A 19,955-nucleotide genomic window follows, 5' to 3' on the forward strand; every position below is an offset into this window, starting at 1 on the left:
GTAAACTGTATTTAATGAGGTGACGACGTGTTAAATATTGGTGCCAAAATAAAAGAACTAAGAAAAGAGCGTAAAATGACGCTTGCCCAAGTAGCGGGGGACCGAATTACAAAAGGGATGCTCAGTCTGATTGAAAACGGGAAGGCACAGCCATCTATGGAAAGCCTTCAGCATATTGCAAAACAGCTCGATATCGATGTATCTGAGCTCATGCAAACCGAAAATCATCAGCAAATGAAAGATTTATACCGGGATGTTGAAATAAAACGTTTCGCTCTTAATAAGGAGCATGATGATAAAAAAATAAACGAAAAAGTTCTCGAACTGTACCATCTCATCCATCCATTTTATGAAAACGGCAGTCTTAAAGGGGCAACTTTTGAGGAAGTACGCATTTACGAAGTGTATTTAACAATGCGCTACTTTGCGAAAATGGATTTATCTGAAAAACCTTTTGCCAAGTTAATCAAAATGTATGAGCAAGTGCATGGCTACTCAAAAATTTTGAAGATTTATGCCCGCATGGGGAACATTAAGTTTCTGGAAAATGATTATGTGGAAGGGCTTCGCTATTTACATGAAGGGGAAAAGTACATCGAGAAATACGGTGATTTGATAGACGACCTTGAAAAACTCGATTTATACTATAACATTACGGTTTCATATGCAGCGCTGAATGATGATCAGCAAATGGAGAATTACTTGGAAAGAGCATTAAAATTAGCAAAAGAAAAGAAAATCGTTTATCGGTTAAATGATTTTTACCGCTTTTTGTTTTTCATTCACTGTTCAAAAGAAGAAGGGGAAAAGGCTGCATATTATTTAAAGAAAATCCGAGCATTTGCAGAAATTATGGAAGACCCGAATGAAACACTCATGGAGCAGCTTGTAACGCTTCTTTATACAAATCAAATCGAAAAAGATTACGAGAAAACGGTTGTGACCCGATTTGAAAATAATTTTGTTTTAGAAGGCTTTTCATACAACGCAGATATTTTCTTTAGTGGCCAATATGGCTATGCCTACTACATGCTTGAGCGTTATGAAGAAGCATTGCAAACTTTAAAAGATATCGAAATAATAGAATACAATCAGCACCCGCTTGATTTGTCAATGATGTATATGGCGTTTGCTGTAAGGGCATTATGCTATTTCAAACGAGGGGACAAAGAAAACGCAAAGCGTGATATTTTATATGCTATGGATGGTGTGAAAGATTTGAAAGTCACAAGAGAAATCCAGTTCATTATCGATGCATATGAGGGAATAATGAAATAATACAAGGACACGGATAATCATTAAGATTTCCGTGTTTTTCTTCGTTATTAATTTAAATTACTCCACTTGTTTCAAAATATATTCCACACCATATTCATCTACAAGAACATGTTCTTTAAACTTCATAAATTCCATTGAAAAGCCCTCAATTAAAATAGTGTATATATCATTTTTTGTTGTAATTTTTACGTCATCGTATTCTTCAAATACAGTATCACCAGCTTTTTTCCCCTGATCGATTAAGAAATCAGTCATGATGGATTCACTGTTTTCTATACTATAAGGGAGCCGCCCTGTAATAAGCATGTGATGATCGTATAAGTAAATTTGATATTCATTGTTCGCAAAAGAGTATCCATGTAAGTCCTTCGCTCCCACCTTTAACTCGGAATGATAGCCGTTCATCCCTTCTGAACAACCTGCTAAGCTTAAAGATAGTAACAAAATAAGACTAGTGAAGAATAAATATTTTTTCATAGAGATCACCCGTTTATGTGTATTAACTAATTTACGATTTATTATGGAAAAAGTTTCAAATTTTGTTTTAAGCAGCAATTTTCAACGTTACTGAGTTCTATTCATTTAATTAAACGAATAAATTAGTAGGGTGAGTTTAATTTTTGAGACATGGAGGAATGAAGATGATCAAACGAGTAAATCCAGAATTTTTAGCCGGTTTAGAATCATTTACTGACTTTGATTTTAAAGTAGAACACTTGGAAGCAATGCGTGAAGGTATGGCACAAGCAGTACAGCCTTTAACGAGCACTGAAACAGTGGATATTATTAATAAAACAATTACTGGCATTGATGATAATGAAATTCGCGTACGTATTTATAAACCAGCCCATCAAGACCAAGAATTACCGGTTTTACTTTGGATCCATGGCGGGGGGTATGTATTGGGCAGCATTGAAGATAATGATCATCTTTGTGTACAAGTTGTAGAAACTGCTAACTGTGTCGTCGTTTCCGTTGATTACCGTTTAGCACCGGAATATCCGTATCCTGCACCGCTTGAAGATTGCTACAGTGCACTTGCATGGATTGCAGATAATGCAGAAGAACTGCAAGTCGATAAAAACCGTATTGGCGTAGCTGGGGCAAGTGCCGGTGGTGGTTTGACAGCTGGTTTAACATTGCTAGCGCGTGACCGTGAGTATCCTTCAATTTGTTTCCAAATGCCGCTTTACCCGATGATTAATGACGGCAATGATACACCTTCTGCGAACGAAATTACGGAAGGCATGATATGGAACCAAAAAACGAATGATTTTGGCTGGAAATGCTATTTAGGCGATTTGCACGGGCATGATGAAGTACCGATTTATGCTGCACCGGCAAGAGCGGAGGATTATCGTAATCTTCCATATACGTATACATGTGTAGGTCAATTGGATCCTTTCCGTGACGAAACAATTACGTATGTATCTAAACTGGCACAGGCAGGTGTTGATGTGGAATTCCATTTATATCCTGGCGCATACCATGGATTTGAATCATTGAATCCTCAGTCAGAACTTGCTCGCAAAGTGATTAAAGAATATGTGAATGCGATTAAAGTAGGCTTTGACCGCGTGAAAGCAAGTGCTGATCAAGTGGAAGAAGTAAAATAAATTGATTTAGGAAATGCTCGGTTCTAAATTGAACCGAGCATTTTTATTTTGAACAGTGTAATTGAATTTAAAGATACACTTTCAACGAGAGCGGATTATAATTCCGTTTTTCATACAGGTATACAGGTCGATTATCAGAGCGGCTAATTGCTGAATCCCGAGATGGATTTTGTTTTCATCTACTTGTGAAATACTTAGGCGAATTGCTTTCTGTCTGTTTTCGCTTAAGAACATTCTCGAAACATTATCTACATAAATATGTTTTTCATGCAGCATGTATATCAATTTATCGACATCAATACCGGAATTCAGGAAGATAGTGAGATAAAAACCGCTTGTGGACTTTGTAAATTGTACATAGGAGGGGAAATACAATGAACAAGCCTCTAATAATAGATTCATTTTAGTTGAATATAATTTTTTCACTTTTTCTAAATGGTATTGAAACATCTGCACTGAATTTACTGTGCACAAAGGAAGAAATCATTTTTTCAGGGAGAACCACTGTTGCGATTCGGAGACCCGGCAAAAATAATTTGGAAAAACTCTTAACATAAATGATTCTTTCATTAGGTTCATATGCAAACAAAGGATCGGACTTTAAATCTGTATCAAGTTCTGCCAAGAAATCATCTTCTACGATATATACATCGTATTTTTCTGCTAGAGCAACGATTTTTTTCTTTTCCGCATTAGTGTAATGATGTCCTAATGGATTGTGGCATCTTGGAATGATGTAAAAGAATTTAATGTTAGCGGTGTGAAATAACTTCTCCAGTTTTTCAAAATCGATACCTTCCATTGTCACTTCTATTCCGAAAGTTGTAATTCCGTTTACCTGTAAGGCATCAATCATCCCAAAATATGTAGGCTGCTCAATTAATACATTCTTTTTCCCGTTTGGAAACGGCATGGCTGAAAGAATATGGAGTGCCTGCTGTGAACCGGATGTAATGACAAGTCGCTCGGGTTTCGCAAATACTTGTAAATGTTGCAAATACTTCGCAAGCTCCTTACGTAAAGAAAAAAGACCCTGTTGATTACTATAAGTAAATAATTGTTCTTTATAATGATCGATTGCCTGGTTAATGCAATGTTGGAAATCTTCATACGGCATTATCCTTTTATCCGGACCAGCCGATAAGAAATCAATATCACTTTTCTTATCGTTAAATGTTCGAAAATCGTCTGATTGAAGGTAACTTACTTCCTGTCTTTAAGTTCTCATCCACAATTTGTTGTTTGACCCATTCCAAAATGCCAATATATTTAGTTGTCATCTAGTTCTCCTTTGCTATCTGTCCTATGACAGACGGGAAATTCTCTTATTTTAAAAAGAGCCAATCTCCAATACAATCTGTTTAATAGCTTAATTGCATTAACTAATTATGGAATATTTTTTTACGACTTTGAAGGGGGAATGAAATGGAGATCAGTATGAAAAAAGGGATGCTATTAGGTTTTATTGGTATCGTTTGTTTCAGTTTTACATTACCGGCTACAAGCATTGCTGTCCCTTATTTTGGTGAGACAATTGTCGGGTTGGGTAGGACAGTTATTGCAGCAATTATTGTCGGGACAGTATTTATTGTGAAAAAACAAACAATACCAAGTAAAGAACAATCTAAAAGTTTACTAATCGTCGCTGTTGGAGCTGTACTGGCTTTTCCGTTATTAACAACTTATGCGATGAAGTCATTGCCTGTTTCACATGGTGCAATTGAATTGGCTTTACTCTGGCTTTGCGATGTGGCGAGGAGGTGAAAGACCTTCGAAACGCTATTGGATTGCGAGTGCAACCGGGGCAATATCAGTCATTATTTATGCTATCTAATTAGGGGTAGGACAGTTGCATAAAGGAGACTTTGCGCTGATCGCAGCGGTCATTTTACTTGGATTAAGTTATGCGGAAGGCGGCAAACTTTCAAAAGAACTTGGTAGCTGGCAAGTAATTGCTTGGGCTATTTTAATTGGTGCACCATTTTTTATTATCCCTGTAGGGCTTGGCTTATCTGACAGTATGCTGCAGGCACCTATCGAAGCTTGGATCAGTTTGTTCTATTTAGGGATAGTCAGTCAGTTTTTAGCTTATGTAGCATGGTATGGTGGTATGTCTTTAGGAGGTATAGCGAGGGTAGGGCAGATTCAATACTTGCAGCCTTTTTTTATGATCGGTTTTTCTGTATTATTTTTAGGAGAATCGATCACTTGGATCACAATTGGTTTAGCTATGATCGTTGTGCTTTGCGTAATAGAAGGGAAAAATACTGACAGTAGATCAAGCTTGGAACAGAAATAGAGGGATAGGCAAAATTTATAGAGCATCTAAAGAATGATTTCCTTGTTGGATTTCATTCTTTAATATGTGATGAGAAAGGGTAAAAACGATTTTTGTTGAAGTTAATCACATAGCTCTATCTGTACATATGTTTGTGATAAATGTTTAAGCATGGTATAAGTGTAAATGAATTTTAAACTGGGAATCCAAACGTTATAAGGATGTGAACGTATGTCAAAAATCGTTATTATAGAAGATACGGAAACGATAAGAGAAGAATTGAAAACCTTTTTAATCACATATGGATTTGAGGCAATTGCACCGGCAAACTTTGAAAATATTATTCAGGAAACGCTAAACGAAGCACCGGACCTTATTTTGCTGGACATTAACTTACCCATATATGATGGTTACTATATTTGCAGAGAAATAAGAAAGCAATCGGATGTGCCGATTATCGTTGTGACGAGCAGGGATAACGAGATGGATGAACTGATGAGTATGAATTTAGGTGCGGATGATTTTATTACAAAGCCGTATAACACTCAAATTCTTTTGGCTCGAATTGAAACCATTTTAAGAAGAGTCCAAGGGTCGAGTATGCGGGATACTCTTGTTTATAATGACTTAAAGCTCAATTTATCCAACGGTTCTGTTACTTATAAAGGGGAGAAGGCAGAGCTCACTAAAAATGAAATCAAAATACTTTCCTGTCTTTATAAAAACAAAGGGAAAATCGTATCAAGGGACGATCTCATGGATTTTATGTGGAATGCAGATGTCTTTGTAGATGATAATAACTTATCGGTCAATGTCACGAGATTAAGAAAAAAACTGGAAGCGTTAGGTATGGAGAAAAATATCGAAACAAGACGCGGATTAGGATATATACTTCCATGACACTAAAGGAATTTGTTAAAGACAGAACAGTTTTCCTTCTCATTAATTTTATCTTATTTATCATGATTGGCGGCATTATGATACTTGTCGGGATGAACGTCCAAACAGTTTTTCTTATTTTCTGTATTTGGTTTTTCCCTCTCATCATCTATGTATTGATCGAATATTTTAAGCAGAAAACTTTTTATAACGAATTAACTTGCATTATTGACAATTTAGATCAGAAATACCTGCTGCCGGAAGTTATGAAAGAACCTGAAACTATGGAAGAAAAGGCATTGTATGAGGTATTGCGTCAGGCAAACAAAGATATGCATGAGCATGTAAAGAGTTACCGGGATCGGGAAAATGAGTACAGAGAATATATTGAAACATGGATCCATGAAATTAAAACACCCATTGCCTCAACACGGCTGATCATTGAAAATAATCAAAATAACGTTACCCGAAATATAAAAGAGGAAGTAAAGAAGATTGAAGAATATATTGAGCAGGTTCTCTATTATTCAAGAAGTAGCAATGTGAGCAAGGATTATCTCATAAAAGAGGTTTCTTTAGTTGACCTTGTAAGAAGTGTTATAAAGAGAAATTCAAGGGACTTTATTAGTAAAGGGATTTCAATTGATCTTGAAAAAGTTGAAGGGACCGTTTTCAGTGATGTAAAATGGCTGGAGTTTATTTTAAATCAGCTGATCGGAAATGCAATTAAGTATATTCGTGAACGTGATGGAAAGGTAATTATCCATACGGTCAGAAATGAAAATAATATCGTCCTTACGATTGAGGATAACGGTATAGGGATTACTGAAAAGGATTTATATCGGGTTTTTGAAAAGGGGTTTACCGGGGAAAATGGACGGAAATTCGGAAAGTCAACCGGTATCGGGCTTTATCTATGTAAAAAACTCGCAGATCAGCTTGGCCTAGGTCTTACAATTACGTCAAAAATGGGCGAAGGAACAAAGGCGAGTATTATTTTCCCTTTAGGCGGTGTGAACTTCATGCAGTAATTCAACATAGAATAGCGGATTTATAGAGATTGTACATTACAATAGCTATAAATCCGTTTTTCAATTTTTAGGGAATCATTATCGCATTGTAAATCCCTTAAACTAAAATTTTATTTGCGTCTAGGCTAAAGCGCCAACTCCTTGGCCATTTCGGCCCCTCGTGCAAAAGTGATGGTACGTTTACTTTTGCGTCGGGACCTCCAATGGCTGGCGGAGTTAATCGGGCGCTTTAGCGCTTTTGTTTATAATCTTGCAAAAATGTCATTCTAATAAAATATAAACCAATATGTCTTCCCAATACCAATTGATAAGATACAGTTAGAAATCAATTAGGGGGAATAAAAATGAAAAAAGCAATTCCAATAGTATTAGGAATCTTTCTGTTAGGTCTTGGGATTTTCCTGGTGTATGAATATGCGACAGAACCAAAAATTGTAGAGGGCGTCATGGCAAAAACGATCGATGAAAAGGGCAAACCTTCTGATATAACAAATACGTTTACACCAGGTGAAAAAATATATTTTTCCGCAAAGAGAAATCGATTCTGGATTAATGAAGCAGAAGTTGTTTGGTATAAAGGTGAAATTAAAAAAGCGAATCGATTTTTCGTGGAGGAAGAAGTAACTGTAAACGATGCGAAATATTTTACTACCGAGCTATCTGTTCCGGAAGGTCTTGAAGAGGGACATTACGGCGTCACGATATATGTAAAAGGGAAAAAAATTATGGAAACACATGCCGAATTTGATGTAAAAAAATAGATGTACCTTGGAGGAAAAGTATGCAACCGATATTAAGTGTAGAAAAAATTGAAAAATATTACGGAAACAAAGGCAATATTACAAAAGCGATTGATAATATTAGCTTTAAAGTAAATGAAGGTGAATTTTTAGGGATCATGGGTCCTTCAGGTAGCGGAAAGACAACGCTCCTAAATTGTATTTCGACAATTGATCATGTTACAACTGGCAAAATTATTATCAATAATCAAGACATTACGATGTTAAAGAAGAAAGGGCTTGAAGCATTCAGACGTGACGAGTTAGGTTTTATCTTTCAGGATTTTAATCTGCTGGATACGCTGACAGCTTATGAAAACATCGCTTTGGCGCTGACAATTCAAAAAAGAGGGGCAATGGAAGTCGATCAACTCATTAAAGCCGTTGCGGAAAAGCTTGATATTTCCGGAATCCTTAACAAGTTCCCATTTCAACTGTCAGGGGGGCAAAAACAAAGGGTCGCATGTGCAAGAGCGATTGTAACTGAGCCTTCTCTCATCCTAGCTGATGAACCAACGGGTGCACTTGATTCAAAATCATCACGATTACTGTTGGATTCCTTTGAAAAACTGAATAAAGAATACCAGTCAACAATTTTGATGGTTACCCATGACTCGTTTACTGCAAGTTATGCCAATAGAATATTGTTTATAAAAGATGGTCGTATCTTTAATGAGCTCGTGCGGGGTAATGATACGAGAAAGGAATTCTTCAATAAAATCATTGAAGTTGTGACTTTACTTGGAGGCGATGTCGGCAATGTTCTCTAAAATCGCATTCAATAATGTTAAAAGAAGCTTTAAAGATTATTCAATCTATTTTCTCACATTGACTTTAGGAGTATGTATATTCTACAGTTTCAACTCTCTTGACTCGCAGCAAGCTATTCAGGAAATGAACAAAAATAGTGTTTTTCGTGAATCATTAGAATTACTTATGTCTGGAACATCAGTGTTTGTATCAGTTGTTCTTGGAGGTTTGATTGTATATGCCAATAATTTTTTGATCAAAAAACGGAAAAGAGAACTTGGCTTATATATGACATTAGGTATGTCAAAAGGGAAAATCTCGAGAATTTTAATTGTCGAAACTCTCCTGATCGGTGTAGTTTCTTTAATTGCTGGAATTGGACTAGGAATCATTGTATCGCAGGGCCTGTCGGTGCTGACGGCAAACATCTTGTCTATGGATCTTGATAAATATAAGTTTGTTTTCTCACTTGGCGCCATGATCAAATCGATTATTTATTTTGGAATCATCTATTTACTTGTCATGATTTTCAACCAGTATACGATTTCCAAATACAAACTGATCGATATGTTGAATGCTTCAAAGCGTAATGAAGAAGTTAAGCTGAAAAATTCTTTTGTATCAGTGCTAACCTTTATTTTATCATTAGCATTTCTAGTATTTGCCTATATAAGAATTCTTAAAACAGGTTTAAATGCTGAAGATTCAGAGCTGATAATTACCGTATTAATAGGCGTATTCGGAACGCTTTTATTCTTTTTCAGCCTTTCGAGCTTCTTTATCCATATTGTGAAAAAGAACAAAAAATACTATTTGAAAGATATAAATATTTTTGTATTAAGACAAATAAACAATAAGATCACTACGAACTTCCTTTCTATGACAATTATCTGTCTAATGCTTTTTTTAACAATCTCACTCATTTTTACTGCTTTTGATTTAAAAGGAACGATTGATAATAATTCAGAAAAAAACTTGCCTTTTGATGCTTCGGCTTTTCTCGTAGCTGACCAAGACGAAGAGGATCCTGCTGTGAATGATATCGAAGTCTATTTAAACAATATTGATTTTACATTTGAACAATATGAAAAACACGTCTTTTTTGATGAATACCTTCTTGATTTAAAGATCGAGGACCTGTTATCAAAGTATTTAAGCGACGAGGAACAGATTGCTATACAGGAAAATTACTTGTATGGTCCGGTATCTGCAATAAAAATATCGGATTATAATGCAATTCTTGATCTGAAGGGGCAAGAGGCTGTTGATCTGAAAGACGATGAGGTACTTGTTGTCTCAAGCTATGGCGAGATACTTCAAGCTTTGCCTGAGTATATGAAAAATGAAGAAAATATTGTAATTGAGGACAAAGCATATACAATAAAAAATGATGTGGCTATTGAAGAAAATATAAGAATTAACAAGGGCAGTAAATTCTTTTATCTTATCATTCCTGATAATTTTACAGGAAACCTTCAACTAGAGTTCACAAGTTTTAACGTATTATATGAAGATCGCTACTTTGAAAAATCAGAAGAGAAGTTTTCTAACTTGTTTAATGATCTTGAAGAAAATAAATATAGAAATATAAATCCGGCATTGGTCATCGGAAGTACAATAGATCAATTTAAAGAGCGAGAAAATGGTTCAGCGGCATTATTTCTATTCCTTGGCCTGTTTTTAGGGCTCATCTTTATTATATCGAGCGCGGCTGTTATGGCATTGCAGCAGTTATCTGACGCAAGTGACAGCTTGGAACGCTATATATCACTGAAGAAAATCGGTGTCACGGATAAAATGATAAACGGGGCTATATTAAAACAATGTCTCATCTATTTTATACTCCCTTTAGGTCTGGCTGTCATTCATTCCATTGTCGGAATCAAGGCGGTCAGTGGAATGTTCCATTTCAACTATGAAAGCATACTAATCAGTTCAGTGATCCTTGTTATCATTTATGTCGGGTATTTCTATGCAACATATGTCGGTGTGAAGAACATAGTTAAAGGCAGTAAATAGGTAACAAAATGATTATAAATAAAAGAAGAACGAATTCCCATATAAAGGGAATTCGTTCGTTTCATATTGTTCATACCGGTTAAGAATTAATATCTTGAATAATTTTTTCCAAGAATTCACCCATTCGTTTTACAGTTGACTCTGAAAAGTCAAAATCAACTCCGGTTTCTTTATAAATTGCTGCAATGGATTGATTGTAATCGGCACTTGCACCTTTTTTATAAAATTCGACAGCTTGCTGAGGATTCTTTTGATAATTTTCAAGTAATTGGAGAGCACCGAGCATTGACATCGAGTATTCAATATCATAGAAAGGATATTGAATAAAGTGCAGCGTACCGATCCAGCTCATGCCAATTTCTTCTTCAAAACCAGTAGTATCGACTGGGTTCAAGCCGTAACGTTTTGAAATTTCATAGAACTTTTCATCACGTTCCTCCGCAGTATGCTGTGGATTTGTATACATCCAGTGCTGGAAAAGGTCTCCTGACAATGGACCGAATAACATCGTAAATGCCCGTCTCAGCTCTTCACGTTGTGCGCTTTTGAATTCCTCTTCTTCGGGATAAAATAGATCAAACTTATCCAATAATAACAATTCCATTCCGTGTGAATACAATTCAGCTACTTCAGCCCGCCACTGGAATTCTTCAATAGGGCCTTGTTCCGAAGCTTGGAGGTAACCATTCACCGCATGGCCCATTTCGTGAATTAATGCAATGAGCGAGAAAAAGGAAGGACTAAAGTTTGCAAAAACGAATGTATCCCCGGATACAGGTAAAGGGACACAGAAGCCACCCGGACTTTTACCTTTACGGTCTCCAAGATCAAGCAATTCATTTGCTCTCATGTACTCCAAACGATCTGAAAAATACGGGTCGGTCTTTCCTAACATTTCAGCTACACCGTCCAAAAGTGCGGATGTTTCAGCGTAAGGCGGACTTTTCAGCAGTTTTGCGGTGTTATCCCATGGGCGATATGTATCGACACCAAGTTTAGACTTAAAAACATCTGCAAGCCTGTTCCAAGCCGGAATAATATGCTTTTCAACATTTTCATGAAAGTCATAACAATCCCCGATACTGTACTCACGGTTTTTTGCGACAAAAATATAATCACGGTAATTATCAAAGCCCGCATTGATTGCGATTTGGTGGCGTAGCTGAACGAGCTCATCCATAAGAGCATCCGTTTCAGGTTTAATTTGACGGTAGGCAGCTCTAATTAAACGATAAGCTTTTTCCCGAACGCTTCTGTCCAAATTATCTAGCTGTGATTCGATAAACGGGAAAGGTTTTTCTTCTCCGTCCCATTCAACTGTCAGTCCGCCCATAATTTCACTATACTTTGTGCTTAGTTCTTGTTCCTGTACAAACAGCGGGATATTTTCTTCTCTAAACAAATTCGCTTTTGATTCTCTAAAACGTCGCATTAAGCCGTAACGCTTTTCATCTAATTCATTGAAATAAGGTGATTCACAGCATTTTTCATTTAGTTTTGCCTCGTATTTCATTAACAGAGGCTGAATGACTTGCTGATCGTGAAGGTAAGTTGATTTAATAGCAGGATCTTCTGTATTTCGGTAGAAGTCGACCAGGTGGCCTGTCAACGCTTCTTCAATTTCAAAGCGTAACTTCTTTTCATCCTCAATCCAATTCTCCAGATCAGTTATAGATTCAATTGAAACATCAAGTAAACGTTGAACCTGGGCTTCAATTCCTTCGACATCTTTCAAATCAGTTAATTCCTTATAATAGTTAATACTTTTCGCTTGAGACATAAATAGTTCTCCCTTTACCTTCAGATTATTTTGACTAATGAATTAATTATATTATAGTTTGCTACCGATTCATTCTATTTTTTGAAAAATATGCGCAATAAAATTGATTCTATAAATAAGTGCTTGCTTATATAGCATCCTACTTATAATATAAGTAAATTCTTATATAGTGATGGAGGCAGGGAAAAGTGGAAATCGAGTTGATGGAAAAACAGTTAAAAGCGGTTGCTGATATAAATCGTTTGAAAATACTTTCGTGCTTGAAAAAGGGTGAAGTTTGCGTTTGTGATTTCACAGATGTTTTGAATATTTCCCAGCCTGCTGTCAGCCAACATTTACGAAAGTTAAAAGAGGCGGGCATTATTGCCGAGCGGAAAGTCGGTACGTGGAAGCATTATCGCATTCATGAACAACAAACCAAATTGATGCATAATATTCTTGCCACAATTGAAGAGCAGCCGACTTGTGATTGTAAAATTGGCGGGACATGTATGGAGGAATAAATTTTGAGTTTATTTGTTATAGCGGCTCTTATTTTTATTGTACGCTCATTTTAGTAATTTGGCAGCCTCACTGGCGATTGCGGAACCATCGACAAGCGGAACAATACGGGAAGCCCTTGTTTATGCCAAAATCATTGGTTCTGAGTTGGGTCCAAAGATTACACCGATTGGATCACTTGCAACATTAGTTTGGTTATATGTATTGTCACAAAGAGGTGTGAAAATTCCTTTGGGTACTTACTATAAAACAGGAATTGTTTTGACGGTCCCAATTTTGTTCTTCACATTAATCGGACTTTACATAACATTATTACTTTATTAAAAGGGGTTATTGAGATGACGAAGAAAATTCTATATTTCTTAAGTACGGGAAACTCATGTCGTTCACAAATGGCTGATGGCTGGGCGAAGATGCTTTTACCGGAAGAATGGGAAGTCTATTCTGCGCGAATTGAAACACATGGTGTTAACTCAAATGCTATTAAAGCAATGAATGAGGTCGGGATCAATATATCTCATTTTACATCGGACTTAATTGACGAAGAAATCCTAAACAATGCTACGTTAGTTGTAACATTTTGCGGGGATGCGGCAGATAAATGTCCGGTCACTCCACCGGCTGTACGCCGTGAGCATTGGGGGTTTGAAGATCCCGCGAAAGCAATAGGATCAGCGGATGAAAAATGGCTTGTTTTCCAGCATGTTCGTGATGCCATTGGAGCACGTATTGAGCAGTTTGTAAATGAAGAAATAAAAGGATAACATGTTCTCGATGGAAATCAATCGGATAAAGGAGTTTTTGTCATGTTTTCAAGAGATCAACTGGAAAAGAACCAAGTAACAATATATATCATAACTATATTATTGTCAGGATTTATAGGATTGAATTTTTCGCAGTTCCAAAGTCAACTGGAAAATTTAATCCCGATTTTCCTTGGAATCTTAATGTACAGTATGTTTGTTCTAATTCCTTTTGCTGCTTTGAAAGAATCTTTTTCAAACCTGCGCTTCTTTTGCGCACTCTGTATAGTCAATTTTATTATAGTACCGATTGTCGTATGGGGGCTTACGTTCTTTATTTCAGATTATCCGCCGCTATTATTAGGTATTTATCTAGTTTTACTTAGCCCATGCATTGATTACGTCATTGTATTTACAGCGCTTGGCAAGGGGAATGAAAAAGCGATGCTCAGTGCAACACCTTTTTTATTTGTTGCACAAATGCTGTTACTGCCTTTTTATTTATGGCTGTTTATCGGCGAACAGGCGGCAAATGTAGTAGAGGTCGCTCCATTTGTTGAAGCGTTTGTCTCGTTTATTGTCATACCATTAGTTTTTGCGCTAATCGTACAGTTTTTATCAAAAGAGGGCAGTCGTGTTTATGAAGTGTCTTCCTGGCTTCCGGTACCATTTATGGCTTTAACTCTTTTTGTAATAGTTGCTTCACAAATTGGCAAATTGGCGGGTTCATTTGAATGGATTTTAAAAGTGATACCCATTTACATAGCATTTATGATCATTATGCCTTTTACCTCAAAGTTGGTCGGGAAATGGCTGAAGCTCGATATCCGGACAGGTCGTGCACTAATCTTTAGCGGATCAACACGTAATTCACTTGTTGTATTACCGTTTGCACTTGCAATGCCTGAAGAAATCCGTTCGCTCGTTGTGGCGATTATTGTAACCCAGACAATTGTTGAGATTATAGGGGAACTTATGTATATTCGCATTATTCCGCAATTTGTCTTGCGTGATAAATAGAGGATAAGCTCTTTACTGGCTATTGCTCCTAGGCTGCTTTACAATTTTGAAAAGAAGGACCAAACTGCGCGTTTTGTGTAGTATAATCTTCATTACTATGTATTTTAAATAGAAAAGGAGAGTTTTAACATGAAAATCGAGGACTGGTTAAATAAAGAAACATCAACAATCGCAAATAAGTTAATCGACTATAACAAAAAACATATTGAAGTTGAAAAATCGATTGGATTCACTGGCCGTGATCAAATCCATCATATATTGGATAGTTTTTATGAGGTTTTCTTCCCGACGATTTACAATCAAGGTGTTGTCGATGAAACACGTACACTGATGAAACTGAATAATAACCTTCGTCAGTCAGCATTGGATTTGCGTGATATTATCGAAAAAGTATTAGTCTACCAAAACTTTGATAATTGTGATGGCCAATGCCGAGAAAAAGCGGATCATGTTGTGATGAGCCTAATGGACCGTTTCCCGGATATCCGTGAAACGATTCAAACAGATATCCAGGCTGCTTATAACGGAGATCCGGCTGCCACATCAACAGAAGAAATCATGTTAAGCTACCCGTCGATCCGTGCTGTATTTATCCACCGTATCGCACATGAACTATATAAAATGGATGTAACAATCGTTCCACGTATCATGTCTGAATATGCACACCAGTTAACAGGAATCGATATTCATCCAGGGGCGAAGATTGGCCATTCTTTTTTCATTGACCATGGTACAGGTGTCGTTGTTGGAGAAACGTGCACAATCGGCAACAATGTTAAAATCTATCAAGGTGTGACATTAGGTGCTTTAAGTTTCCCGCTTGATGAAAACGGAAACCCGATTAAAGGTGTAAAACGTCATCCGAATATTGAGGATAATGTTGTCATCTACGCCGGTGCTACAATTTTAGGCGGGAAAACGACAATTGGCCATGACACAGTGCTTGGCAGTAATATTTGGCTGACATATTCGGTTCCGCCATATTCACGTGTCTATAATTCGCAGCCATCACCGAATATTAGCAATAGTAAAGAAGTTGTTATTGAATACGAAATTTAATGGGAAAATATAAGTCTAGCTAATGGATGGGGCATATTTGGGAAAATAACTTCATCCCGTTTTTAGAAAGTTCTATATCGTGGATAGCCGATTTTATGGCTATAGAAGACAATAAGCAGGTGTAGCCATTTAAAAGGATACACCTGCTTATTTCATTACTTAATATATATATTGCTTACAAGCACGTCCTGAAGCAGCTTTGTTGGAATTTCAACAGTGACGAGTCCCATATATCCTGGAGCTATTTCATATTCATCAAACGACATCACAAGTTTACCAGCTTCGGTAATATAGAAGTTTTGGTCAGGCGTAATGCCTTCAAACACACCGAATGATTCATCATGAAACTCTGTTCCACCAATCCAATACATGTCAGACCCTTCTGTTTCAATCATTCTATTGCGCAGTTCTTCCTCTACATAGCGATTAATAATTTCGATGTAGCGATCATCTTTAAACAGACTTGGTAATGTAATAACTGTTTCAGCATTTTTATCAATCGTCGTATACTTCATAACAGTAGAAGATGATGCAACAATGACTTCTACATACCGTCCAAATGACAATATTTCATCTGTATCCGTTTCAATAACATAGCCGCTATTTAGTGACATATTTCCAGCTTCCATTTCCTCTATATCTGCCTTAAATTGCTCATAAAGTGTTTTACCTTCCTCGGCGTATTCTTCATTCAATGCCTCGATGTCAGCAGATGAACCCGAAATTTGAGGTACTTGAATTTCTGCAGTATAAGCATCTTTTTCCATTTCATATTTAGTAAATGTAAGTACTTGTACGACTTGACCGATAACTGGTACATCCGCCAAGCTTTTTGCCATTGCTGGATTTGTATTCAGGCCTACTGTAAATAGTACTACCGCCGCAGCAACTGATGTTAAAAAAATGGGCAGTTTACGTTTGTTCTTCTTAGGAGGATACTGCAGATTCTTTTCGATTAACGATTCTAGCTCCTTTGGAATTGGTATATTGTTATATTGTTCTTTTAAATTTTTTAACTTGTCATTCATTGCTCGGATTCTCCTCCGTCTCTAGCTCAATTTTTAATAGCTTTAATGCTTTATAAAGCCTGGATTTCGCGGTGCTTAGAGGAATCGCCAAAATATGCGCGACGTCTTCGATTTTCAAATCCTCAAAATAACGCAGCACGACTACCTCACGCAACTGCAGAGGTAAATGATGCAAAGCCTGCTGTAAATCAAGATTGCAATATGTATCTTGCTCTGATAATTGCAGTAAAGAATCGTCTCCAATGAGCTCGATCCGCTTTTGTTTGCGCAGTAAATCAATTGCCGTCCGCACTAAAATCGTATAAAACCAGCTTTTCAATTGATCCCGATTTGTCAGTCTTTCAAGTGCGAGCCAACCTTTTTGAATGCTGTCCTGCACCACATCGAGCGCATCCTGCTCGTTTTTTGTATAGCTATACGCGAGTCTATATAGCGAATTTTGCTGGGTACGGATAAATGTAATAAATGCATCTTCTAATTCTTCCATCATTCCTTGAAGCTCCTTTTTTACTCTGTCGACAATTATAAGACGACGGTATGTGGTTGGAAAGTTTAAAAAGAGTGAAATTTTTTATATAAAAAAGCATTCTAGCCGAGATAAGTGATAACAATCATTAAAACACAAATTAAATTTATTAAAAAAATTAAATAAATCCTCTTGACGTTGAGTAAAACCTTTGTTATATTTATCTCAAGTTCGAGATATTTAATTTCGAAATTTTATTTTGAGGATATATCTTGAAATCGAGATAAATTGGAGGAGAATATAAAATGTCAACATTTACAGTCGATCAAACACACTCAACAATTGGTTTTGAAGTTAAACACATGATGGTATCAAAAGTTAAAGGTCAATTCATTAACTATACGGCAAACGTGGAAGCGGCAGACTTAACGGATTTAACTACTGCATCAATCAACTTTGAACTGGATGTAGCAAGTATTAATACGAACAACGAAGATCGCGATAACCACTTGAAATCATCAGACTTCTTCAGCGCAGAAGAGTTTGGAAAAATCAAGTTTACCGCAACAAACATTGAAAAAGATGGCGATGACTATAAAGTGACTGGTGACTTAACGATTAAAGACGTTACAAAACCGGTAACATTTGATGTTGAATACGGTGGTAAAGGTACGAACCCATGGGGCGTAGAAGTATATGGTTTTGAAGCAGAAACAAAAATCAACCGTGAAGATTTCGGTTTAACATGGAATGCTGCTTTAGAAACAGGCGGCGTACTAGTAGGGAAAGATATCAAAATTAAAGTAGAGTTAGAATTAAACCCTGCTGCGTAAGTATTCATAAGGATAAATTGTCAGCAAAACGGCAATAATGATTTACGTTACTGATAAGAATGCATAAAAGTACAAAATTAAAATTTGAGGCAGAAACTTCAGTTATTTATCCATACTTATACAAATATATAAAAGCCTCAAAGTTTTAATTGATATCTTGAATTCAAGGTAATTGAAGGAGTGTAAGAAATGGGATTCATCAGTAAACTATTCGGAAATAAGAAAATGGAGGAAATTAAAGTGGAAAAATTAAACATCGGTATTATTTTAGGATCAACTCGTGAAGGTCGTGTAAGCCCTCAAGTCGGTGCATGGGTAAAAGAAATCGCAGATAAACGTGGCGATGCAAATTATACAATCATTGATATTGCTGATTTCAAATTACCATTACTAGGAGAACCGGGTGGAGATGCGTCAGGTGCTGCAGGCTGGTCTGAAGCAATCGCAAAACAAGACGGATTTGTATTCATTGTTCAAGAATATAACCATTCTATAACAGGCGCACTTAAAAATGCCTTAGACTACCTACGTGATGAGTGGAACAATAAAGCAGCGGGTATCGTATCTTACGGTTCTGTTGGCGGAGCACGTGCAGCTGAACATTTACGCGGTATTTTAGGTGAATTACTTGTCGCGGATGTGCGTGTACACCCAGCTTTATCATTATTCACTGATTTCGAAAACGGTACAACTTTCAAGCCTAAAGATGTGCAGGCAGATTCAGTAAACCAAATGCTGGACCAAGTAATTCCATGGTCAAAAGCTTTAAAAACAATTCGTTAATTAATTTATCAGTTCTAGCACATGTTATTGCATGTGCTAGATTTATTACATAAAAATTGGACAGAGTGTTTTAACAAATGGAATGTTGTGTTCAGTTTTTACGAATGGAGGAAATGAATATGAAAAAACATACAACGGGAATTCATCACATTACAGCAATCGTCGGTCATCCTCAGGAAAATGTCGATTTCTATGCGGGTGTTCTTGGATTACGTCTTGTAAAGAAAACAGTCAATTTTGATGACCCTGAAACATATCATTTATATTTCGGAAATGAAGGCGGGGAGCCAGGGACAATTATTACATTCTTTCCTTGGCCTGCAGCATATAAAGGCAGAATCGGCGATGGTCAAGTTGGTGTGACGACATACGTTGTACCAGTGGGAGCAATGGATTTCTGGAAAGAACGCTTAACAAAGTTCAATATACTGTATAATGAAGAAACAAGATTTGGAGAAAGCTATTTACAATTTGATGATCCGCATGGTTTGCATCTCGAAATTGTCGCACGTGATGGGGGTTCTCAAAATGGCTGGACGTTTGGTGGAATAACAGCTGATGTAGCAATTAAAGGCTTTGGCGGTGCAATTTTATATTCATCACAGCCGGAAGAAACCGTCAATACATTAGTAGACGTGATGGGACTAGTTGAGATTGCCCGTGAAGGAGACTATGTAAGATTAAAAGCAACAGCATCAATCGGCAATATTGTAGATGTAAAAATGACAGTCGGCAATCGTGGAGCAATGGGTGTCGGAACGGTACATCATATTGCATGGCGTGCAGACGACGATCAAGATCATAAAGAATGGCAACAATACGTGATGGATAAAGGTCAGCATGTAACGGACATAAAAGACCGTCATTACTTCAATGCCATTTACTTCCGTGAGTCAGGAGAGATTTTATTTGAAATCGCGACAGATCCACCAGGATTTGCGCATGATGAGTCGTCGGAAACAATGGGCGAGCAGCTAAAATTGCCGGTACAATATGAAGATTACCGTGACCGTTTGGAAAATTCGCTGTTCCCGATTAAAGTTAGAGCGTTAGATTAGTAGTGTGATAATGAAAAGGGGTTACTCAGTTTTACTTGAGTAACCCCTTTTATA

At 36.9% G+C, this 19,955-nt stretch carries 18 protein-coding genes and 3 pseudogenes; 16 read left to right on the plus strand and 5 right to left on the minus strand.

From position 1 onward, the window contains the following. Nucleotides 1-27: 27 nt before the first annotated feature. Complete coding sequence (locus AC0VXV_RS07515; protein WP_475530984.1) at nucleotides 28-1,278, plus strand: helix-turn-helix domain-containing protein; 1,251 nt, start codon at nucleotides 28-30, stop codon at nucleotides 1,276-1,278. A 57-nt stretch (nucleotides 1,279-1,335) separates the two neighbouring features. On the opposite strand, the gene AC0VXV_RS07520 is transcribed toward AC0VXV_RS07515, so the two are convergent. Continuing rightward, the gene (locus AC0VXV_RS07520) at nucleotides 1,336-1,755 is read right to left on the minus strand and encodes a hypothetical protein (RefSeq protein ID WP_475530985.1); all 420 of its coding nucleotides are present in this window, start codon (nucleotides 1,753-1,755) and stop codon (nucleotides 1,336-1,338) included. A 164-nt stretch (nucleotides 1,756-1,919) separates the two neighbouring features. Between AC0VXV_RS07520 and AC0VXV_RS07525 the strand changes: the two genes are divergently transcribed. Further along, on the plus strand, nucleotides 1,920-2,894 hold the full coding sequence (locus tag AC0VXV_RS07525) for an alpha/beta hydrolase (RefSeq protein ID WP_475530986.1): 975 nt from the start codon (nucleotides 1,920-1,922) through the stop codon (nucleotides 2,892-2,894). 81 nt (nucleotides 2,895-2,975) lie between these two features. Here AC0VXV_RS07525 and AC0VXV_RS07530 read toward each other — a convergent pair. Further along, nucleotides 2,976-4,174 (minus strand): annotated as a pseudogene (locus tag AC0VXV_RS07530) (aminotransferase-like domain-containing protein). A 145-nt stretch (nucleotides 4,175-4,319) separates the two neighbouring features. Between AC0VXV_RS07530 and AC0VXV_RS07535 the strand changes: the two are divergent. The 6 genes and pseudogenes from AC0VXV_RS07535 to AC0VXV_RS07560 all read left to right on the plus strand — a co-directional run bounded on the left by AC0VXV_RS07535 (nucleotide 4,320) and on the right by AC0VXV_RS07560 (nucleotide 10,630). Then, nucleotides 4,320-5,193, plus strand: a pseudogene (locus AC0VXV_RS07535) (DMT family transporter). Nucleotides 5,194-5,403: 210 nt separating this feature from the next. After that, nucleotides 5,404-6,072, plus strand: coding sequence for a response regulator transcription factor (locus AC0VXV_RS07540; protein ID WP_475530987.1), 669 nt, complete (start codon nucleotides 5,404-5,406; stop codon nucleotides 6,070-6,072). Beyond that, complete coding sequence (locus tag AC0VXV_RS07545) at nucleotides 6,069-7,082, plus strand: sensor histidine kinase (RefSeq protein ID WP_475530988.1); 1,014 nt, start codon at nucleotides 6,069-6,071, stop codon at nucleotides 7,080-7,082. The genes AC0VXV_RS07540 and AC0VXV_RS07545 overlap by 4 nt, the downstream gene beginning before the upstream one ends. 344 nt (nucleotides 7,083-7,426) lie before the next feature. Further along, on the plus strand, nucleotides 7,427-7,843 hold the full coding sequence (locus AC0VXV_RS07550) for a hypothetical protein (RefSeq protein ID WP_475530989.1): 417 nt from the start codon (nucleotides 7,427-7,429) through the stop codon (nucleotides 7,841-7,843). Nucleotides 7,844-7,863: 20 nt separating this feature from the next. Then, nucleotides 7,864-8,631, plus strand: coding sequence for an ABC transporter ATP-binding protein (locus AC0VXV_RS07555; protein ID WP_475530990.1), 768 nt, complete (start codon nucleotides 7,864-7,866; stop codon nucleotides 8,629-8,631). Beyond that, the gene (locus tag AC0VXV_RS07560) at nucleotides 8,621-10,630 is read left to right on the plus strand and encodes an ABC transporter permease (protein ID WP_475530991.1); all 2,010 of its coding nucleotides are present in this window, start codon (nucleotides 8,621-8,623) and stop codon (nucleotides 10,628-10,630) included. Before AC0VXV_RS07555 ends, AC0VXV_RS07560 begins: the two co-directional genes overlap by 11 nt. Nucleotides 10,631-10,709: 79 nt before the next feature. Here the strand turns inward: AC0VXV_RS07560 and AC0VXV_RS07565 are convergent, their stop codons facing one another. Continuing rightward, a complete protein-coding gene (locus AC0VXV_RS07565; protein ID WP_475530992.1) occupies nucleotides 10,710-12,410 on the minus strand; it encodes a M3 family oligoendopeptidase in 1,701 nt (566 codons plus the stop codon). A gap of 188 nt (nucleotides 12,411-12,598) precedes the next feature. On the opposite strand from AC0VXV_RS07565, the gene AC0VXV_RS07570 reads away from it, so the two are divergent. From AC0VXV_RS07570 to epsC, 5 genes and pseudogenes are all read left to right on the plus strand, one after another. Beyond that, nucleotides 12,599-12,913 carry an ArsR/SmtB family transcription factor gene (locus AC0VXV_RS07570; RefSeq protein ID WP_475530993.1) on the plus strand — a complete coding sequence of 105 codons (315 nt, stop codon included), beginning with the start codon at nucleotides 12,599-12,601 and terminating at the stop codon, nucleotides 12,911-12,913. Between the two features lie 67 nt (nucleotides 12,914-12,980). Further along, a pseudogene (locus AC0VXV_RS07575) lies at nucleotides 12,981-13,235 on the plus strand (ArsB/NhaD family transporter); the annotation flags it as partial. A gap of 14 nt (nucleotides 13,236-13,249) precedes the next feature. Next, a complete protein-coding gene (gene arsC / locus AC0VXV_RS07580) occupies nucleotides 13,250-13,675 on the plus strand; it encodes an arsenate reductase (thioredoxin) (RefSeq protein WP_475530994.1) in 426 nt (141 codons plus the stop codon). 42 nt (nucleotides 13,676-13,717) lie between these two features. Next, the gene (locus AC0VXV_RS07585; RefSeq protein ID WP_475530995.1) at nucleotides 13,718-14,674 is read left to right on the plus strand and encodes an arsenic resistance protein; all 957 of its coding nucleotides are present in this window, start codon (nucleotides 13,718-13,720) and stop codon (nucleotides 14,672-14,674) included. A 129-nt stretch (nucleotides 14,675-14,803) separates the two neighbouring features. Then, on the plus strand, nucleotides 14,804-15,733 hold the full coding sequence (gene epsC, locus AC0VXV_RS07590) for a serine O-acetyltransferase EpsC (protein WP_475530996.1): 930 nt from the start codon (nucleotides 14,804-14,806) through the stop codon (nucleotides 15,731-15,733). A 155-nt stretch (nucleotides 15,734-15,888) separates the two neighbouring features. Here epsC and rsiV read toward each other — a convergent pair whose 3' ends face one another. Together rsiV and AC0VXV_RS07600 are read right to left on the minus strand one after the other, a co-directional pair. Continuing rightward, nucleotides 15,889-16,761: an anti-sigma-V factor RsiV gene (rsiV, locus tag AC0VXV_RS07595; RefSeq protein WP_475530997.1), complete on the minus strand. Its 873-nt coding sequence runs from the start codon at nucleotides 16,759-16,761 to the stop codon at nucleotides 15,889-15,891. Then, nucleotides 16,754-17,251: a sigma-70 family RNA polymerase sigma factor gene (locus AC0VXV_RS07600; protein WP_475530998.1), complete on the minus strand. Its 498-nt coding sequence runs from the start codon at nucleotides 17,249-17,251 to the stop codon at nucleotides 16,754-16,756. Before AC0VXV_RS07600 ends, rsiV begins: the two co-directional genes overlap by 8 nt. Nucleotides 17,252-17,532: 281 nt before the next feature. Between AC0VXV_RS07600 and AC0VXV_RS07605 the strand changes: the two genes are divergently transcribed. The 3 genes from AC0VXV_RS07605 (at nucleotide 17,533) to AC0VXV_RS07615 (ending at nucleotide 19,901) form a co-directional block, all read left to right on the plus strand. After that, on the plus strand, nucleotides 17,533-18,060 hold the full coding sequence (locus AC0VXV_RS07605; RefSeq protein ID WP_475530999.1) for a YceI family protein: 528 nt from the start codon (nucleotides 17,533-17,535) through the stop codon (nucleotides 18,058-18,060). Nucleotides 18,061-18,249: 189 nt separating this feature from the next. Continuing rightward, the gene (locus AC0VXV_RS07610) at nucleotides 18,250-18,843 is read left to right on the plus strand and encodes an NADPH-dependent FMN reductase (RefSeq protein WP_475531000.1); all 594 of its coding nucleotides are present in this window, start codon (nucleotides 18,250-18,252) and stop codon (nucleotides 18,841-18,843) included. 119 nt (nucleotides 18,844-18,962) lie between these two features. Further along, entirely contained in the window at nucleotides 18,963-19,901 is a 939-nt protein-coding gene (locus tag AC0VXV_RS07615) for a ring-cleaving dioxygenase (RefSeq protein WP_475531001.1), read from the plus strand. Nucleotides 19,902-19,955 lie beyond the last annotated feature (54 nt).

This window comes from Solibacillus sp. iso_87, assembly GCF_056173085.1.

What these genes read in the sequence shown, in the direction of transcription:
- AC0VXV_RS07520 (WP_475530985.1), bottom strand. Translation starts at nt 1,755, where the DNA reads ATGAAAAAATATTTATTCTTCACTAGTCTTATTTTGTTACTATCTTTA.
- AC0VXV_RS07525 (WP_475530986.1), top strand. Translation starts at nt 1,920, where the DNA reads ATGATCAAACGAGTAAATCCAGAATTTTTAGCCGGTTTAGAATCATTT.
- AC0VXV_RS07540 (WP_475530987.1), top strand. Translation starts at nt 5,404, where the DNA reads ATGTCAAAAATCGTTATTATAGAAGATACGGAAACGATAAGAGAAGAA.
- AC0VXV_RS07545 (WP_475530988.1), top strand. Translation starts at nt 6,069, where the DNA reads ATGACACTAAAGGAATTTGTTAAAGACAGAACAGTTTTCCTTCTCATT.
- AC0VXV_RS07550 (WP_475530989.1), top strand. Translation starts at nt 7,427, where the DNA reads ATGAAAAAAGCAATTCCAATAGTATTAGGAATCTTTCTGTTAGGTCTT.
- AC0VXV_RS07555 (WP_475530990.1), top strand. Translation starts at nt 7,864, where the DNA reads ATGCAACCGATATTAAGTGTAGAAAAAATTGAAAAATATTACGGAAAC.
- AC0VXV_RS07560 (WP_475530991.1), top strand. Translation starts at nt 8,621, where the DNA reads ATGTTCTCTAAAATCGCATTCAATAATGTTAAAAGAAGCTTTAAAGAT.
- AC0VXV_RS07565 (WP_475530992.1), bottom strand. Translation starts at nt 12,410, where the DNA reads ATGTCTCAAGCGAAAAGTATTAACTATTATAAGGAATTAACTGATTTG.
- arsC (WP_475530994.1), top strand. Translation starts at nt 13,250, where the DNA reads ATGACGAAGAAAATTCTATATTTCTTAAGTACGGGAAACTCATGTCGT.
- AC0VXV_RS07585 (WP_475530995.1), top strand. Translation starts at nt 13,718, where the DNA reads ATGTTTTCAAGAGATCAACTGGAAAAGAACCAAGTAACAATATATATC.
- epsC (WP_475530996.1), top strand. Translation starts at nt 14,804, where the DNA reads ATGAAAATCGAGGACTGGTTAAATAAAGAAACATCAACAATCGCAAAT.
- rsiV (WP_475530997.1), bottom strand. Translation starts at nt 16,761, where the DNA reads ATGAATGACAAGTTAAAAAATTTAAAAGAACAATATAACAATATACCA.
- AC0VXV_RS07600 (WP_475530998.1), bottom strand. Translation starts at nt 17,251, where the DNA reads ATGATGGAAGAATTAGAAGATGCATTTATTACATTTATCCGTACCCAG.
- AC0VXV_RS07605 (WP_475530999.1), top strand. Translation starts at nt 17,533, where the DNA reads ATGTCAACATTTACAGTCGATCAAACACACTCAACAATTGGTTTTGAA.
- AC0VXV_RS07610 (WP_475531000.1), top strand. Translation starts at nt 18,250, where the DNA reads ATGGGATTCATCAGTAAACTATTCGGAAATAAGAAAATGGAGGAAATT.
- AC0VXV_RS07615 (WP_475531001.1), top strand. Translation starts at nt 18,963, where the DNA reads ATGAAAAAACATACAACGGGAATTCATCACATTACAGCAATCGTCGGT.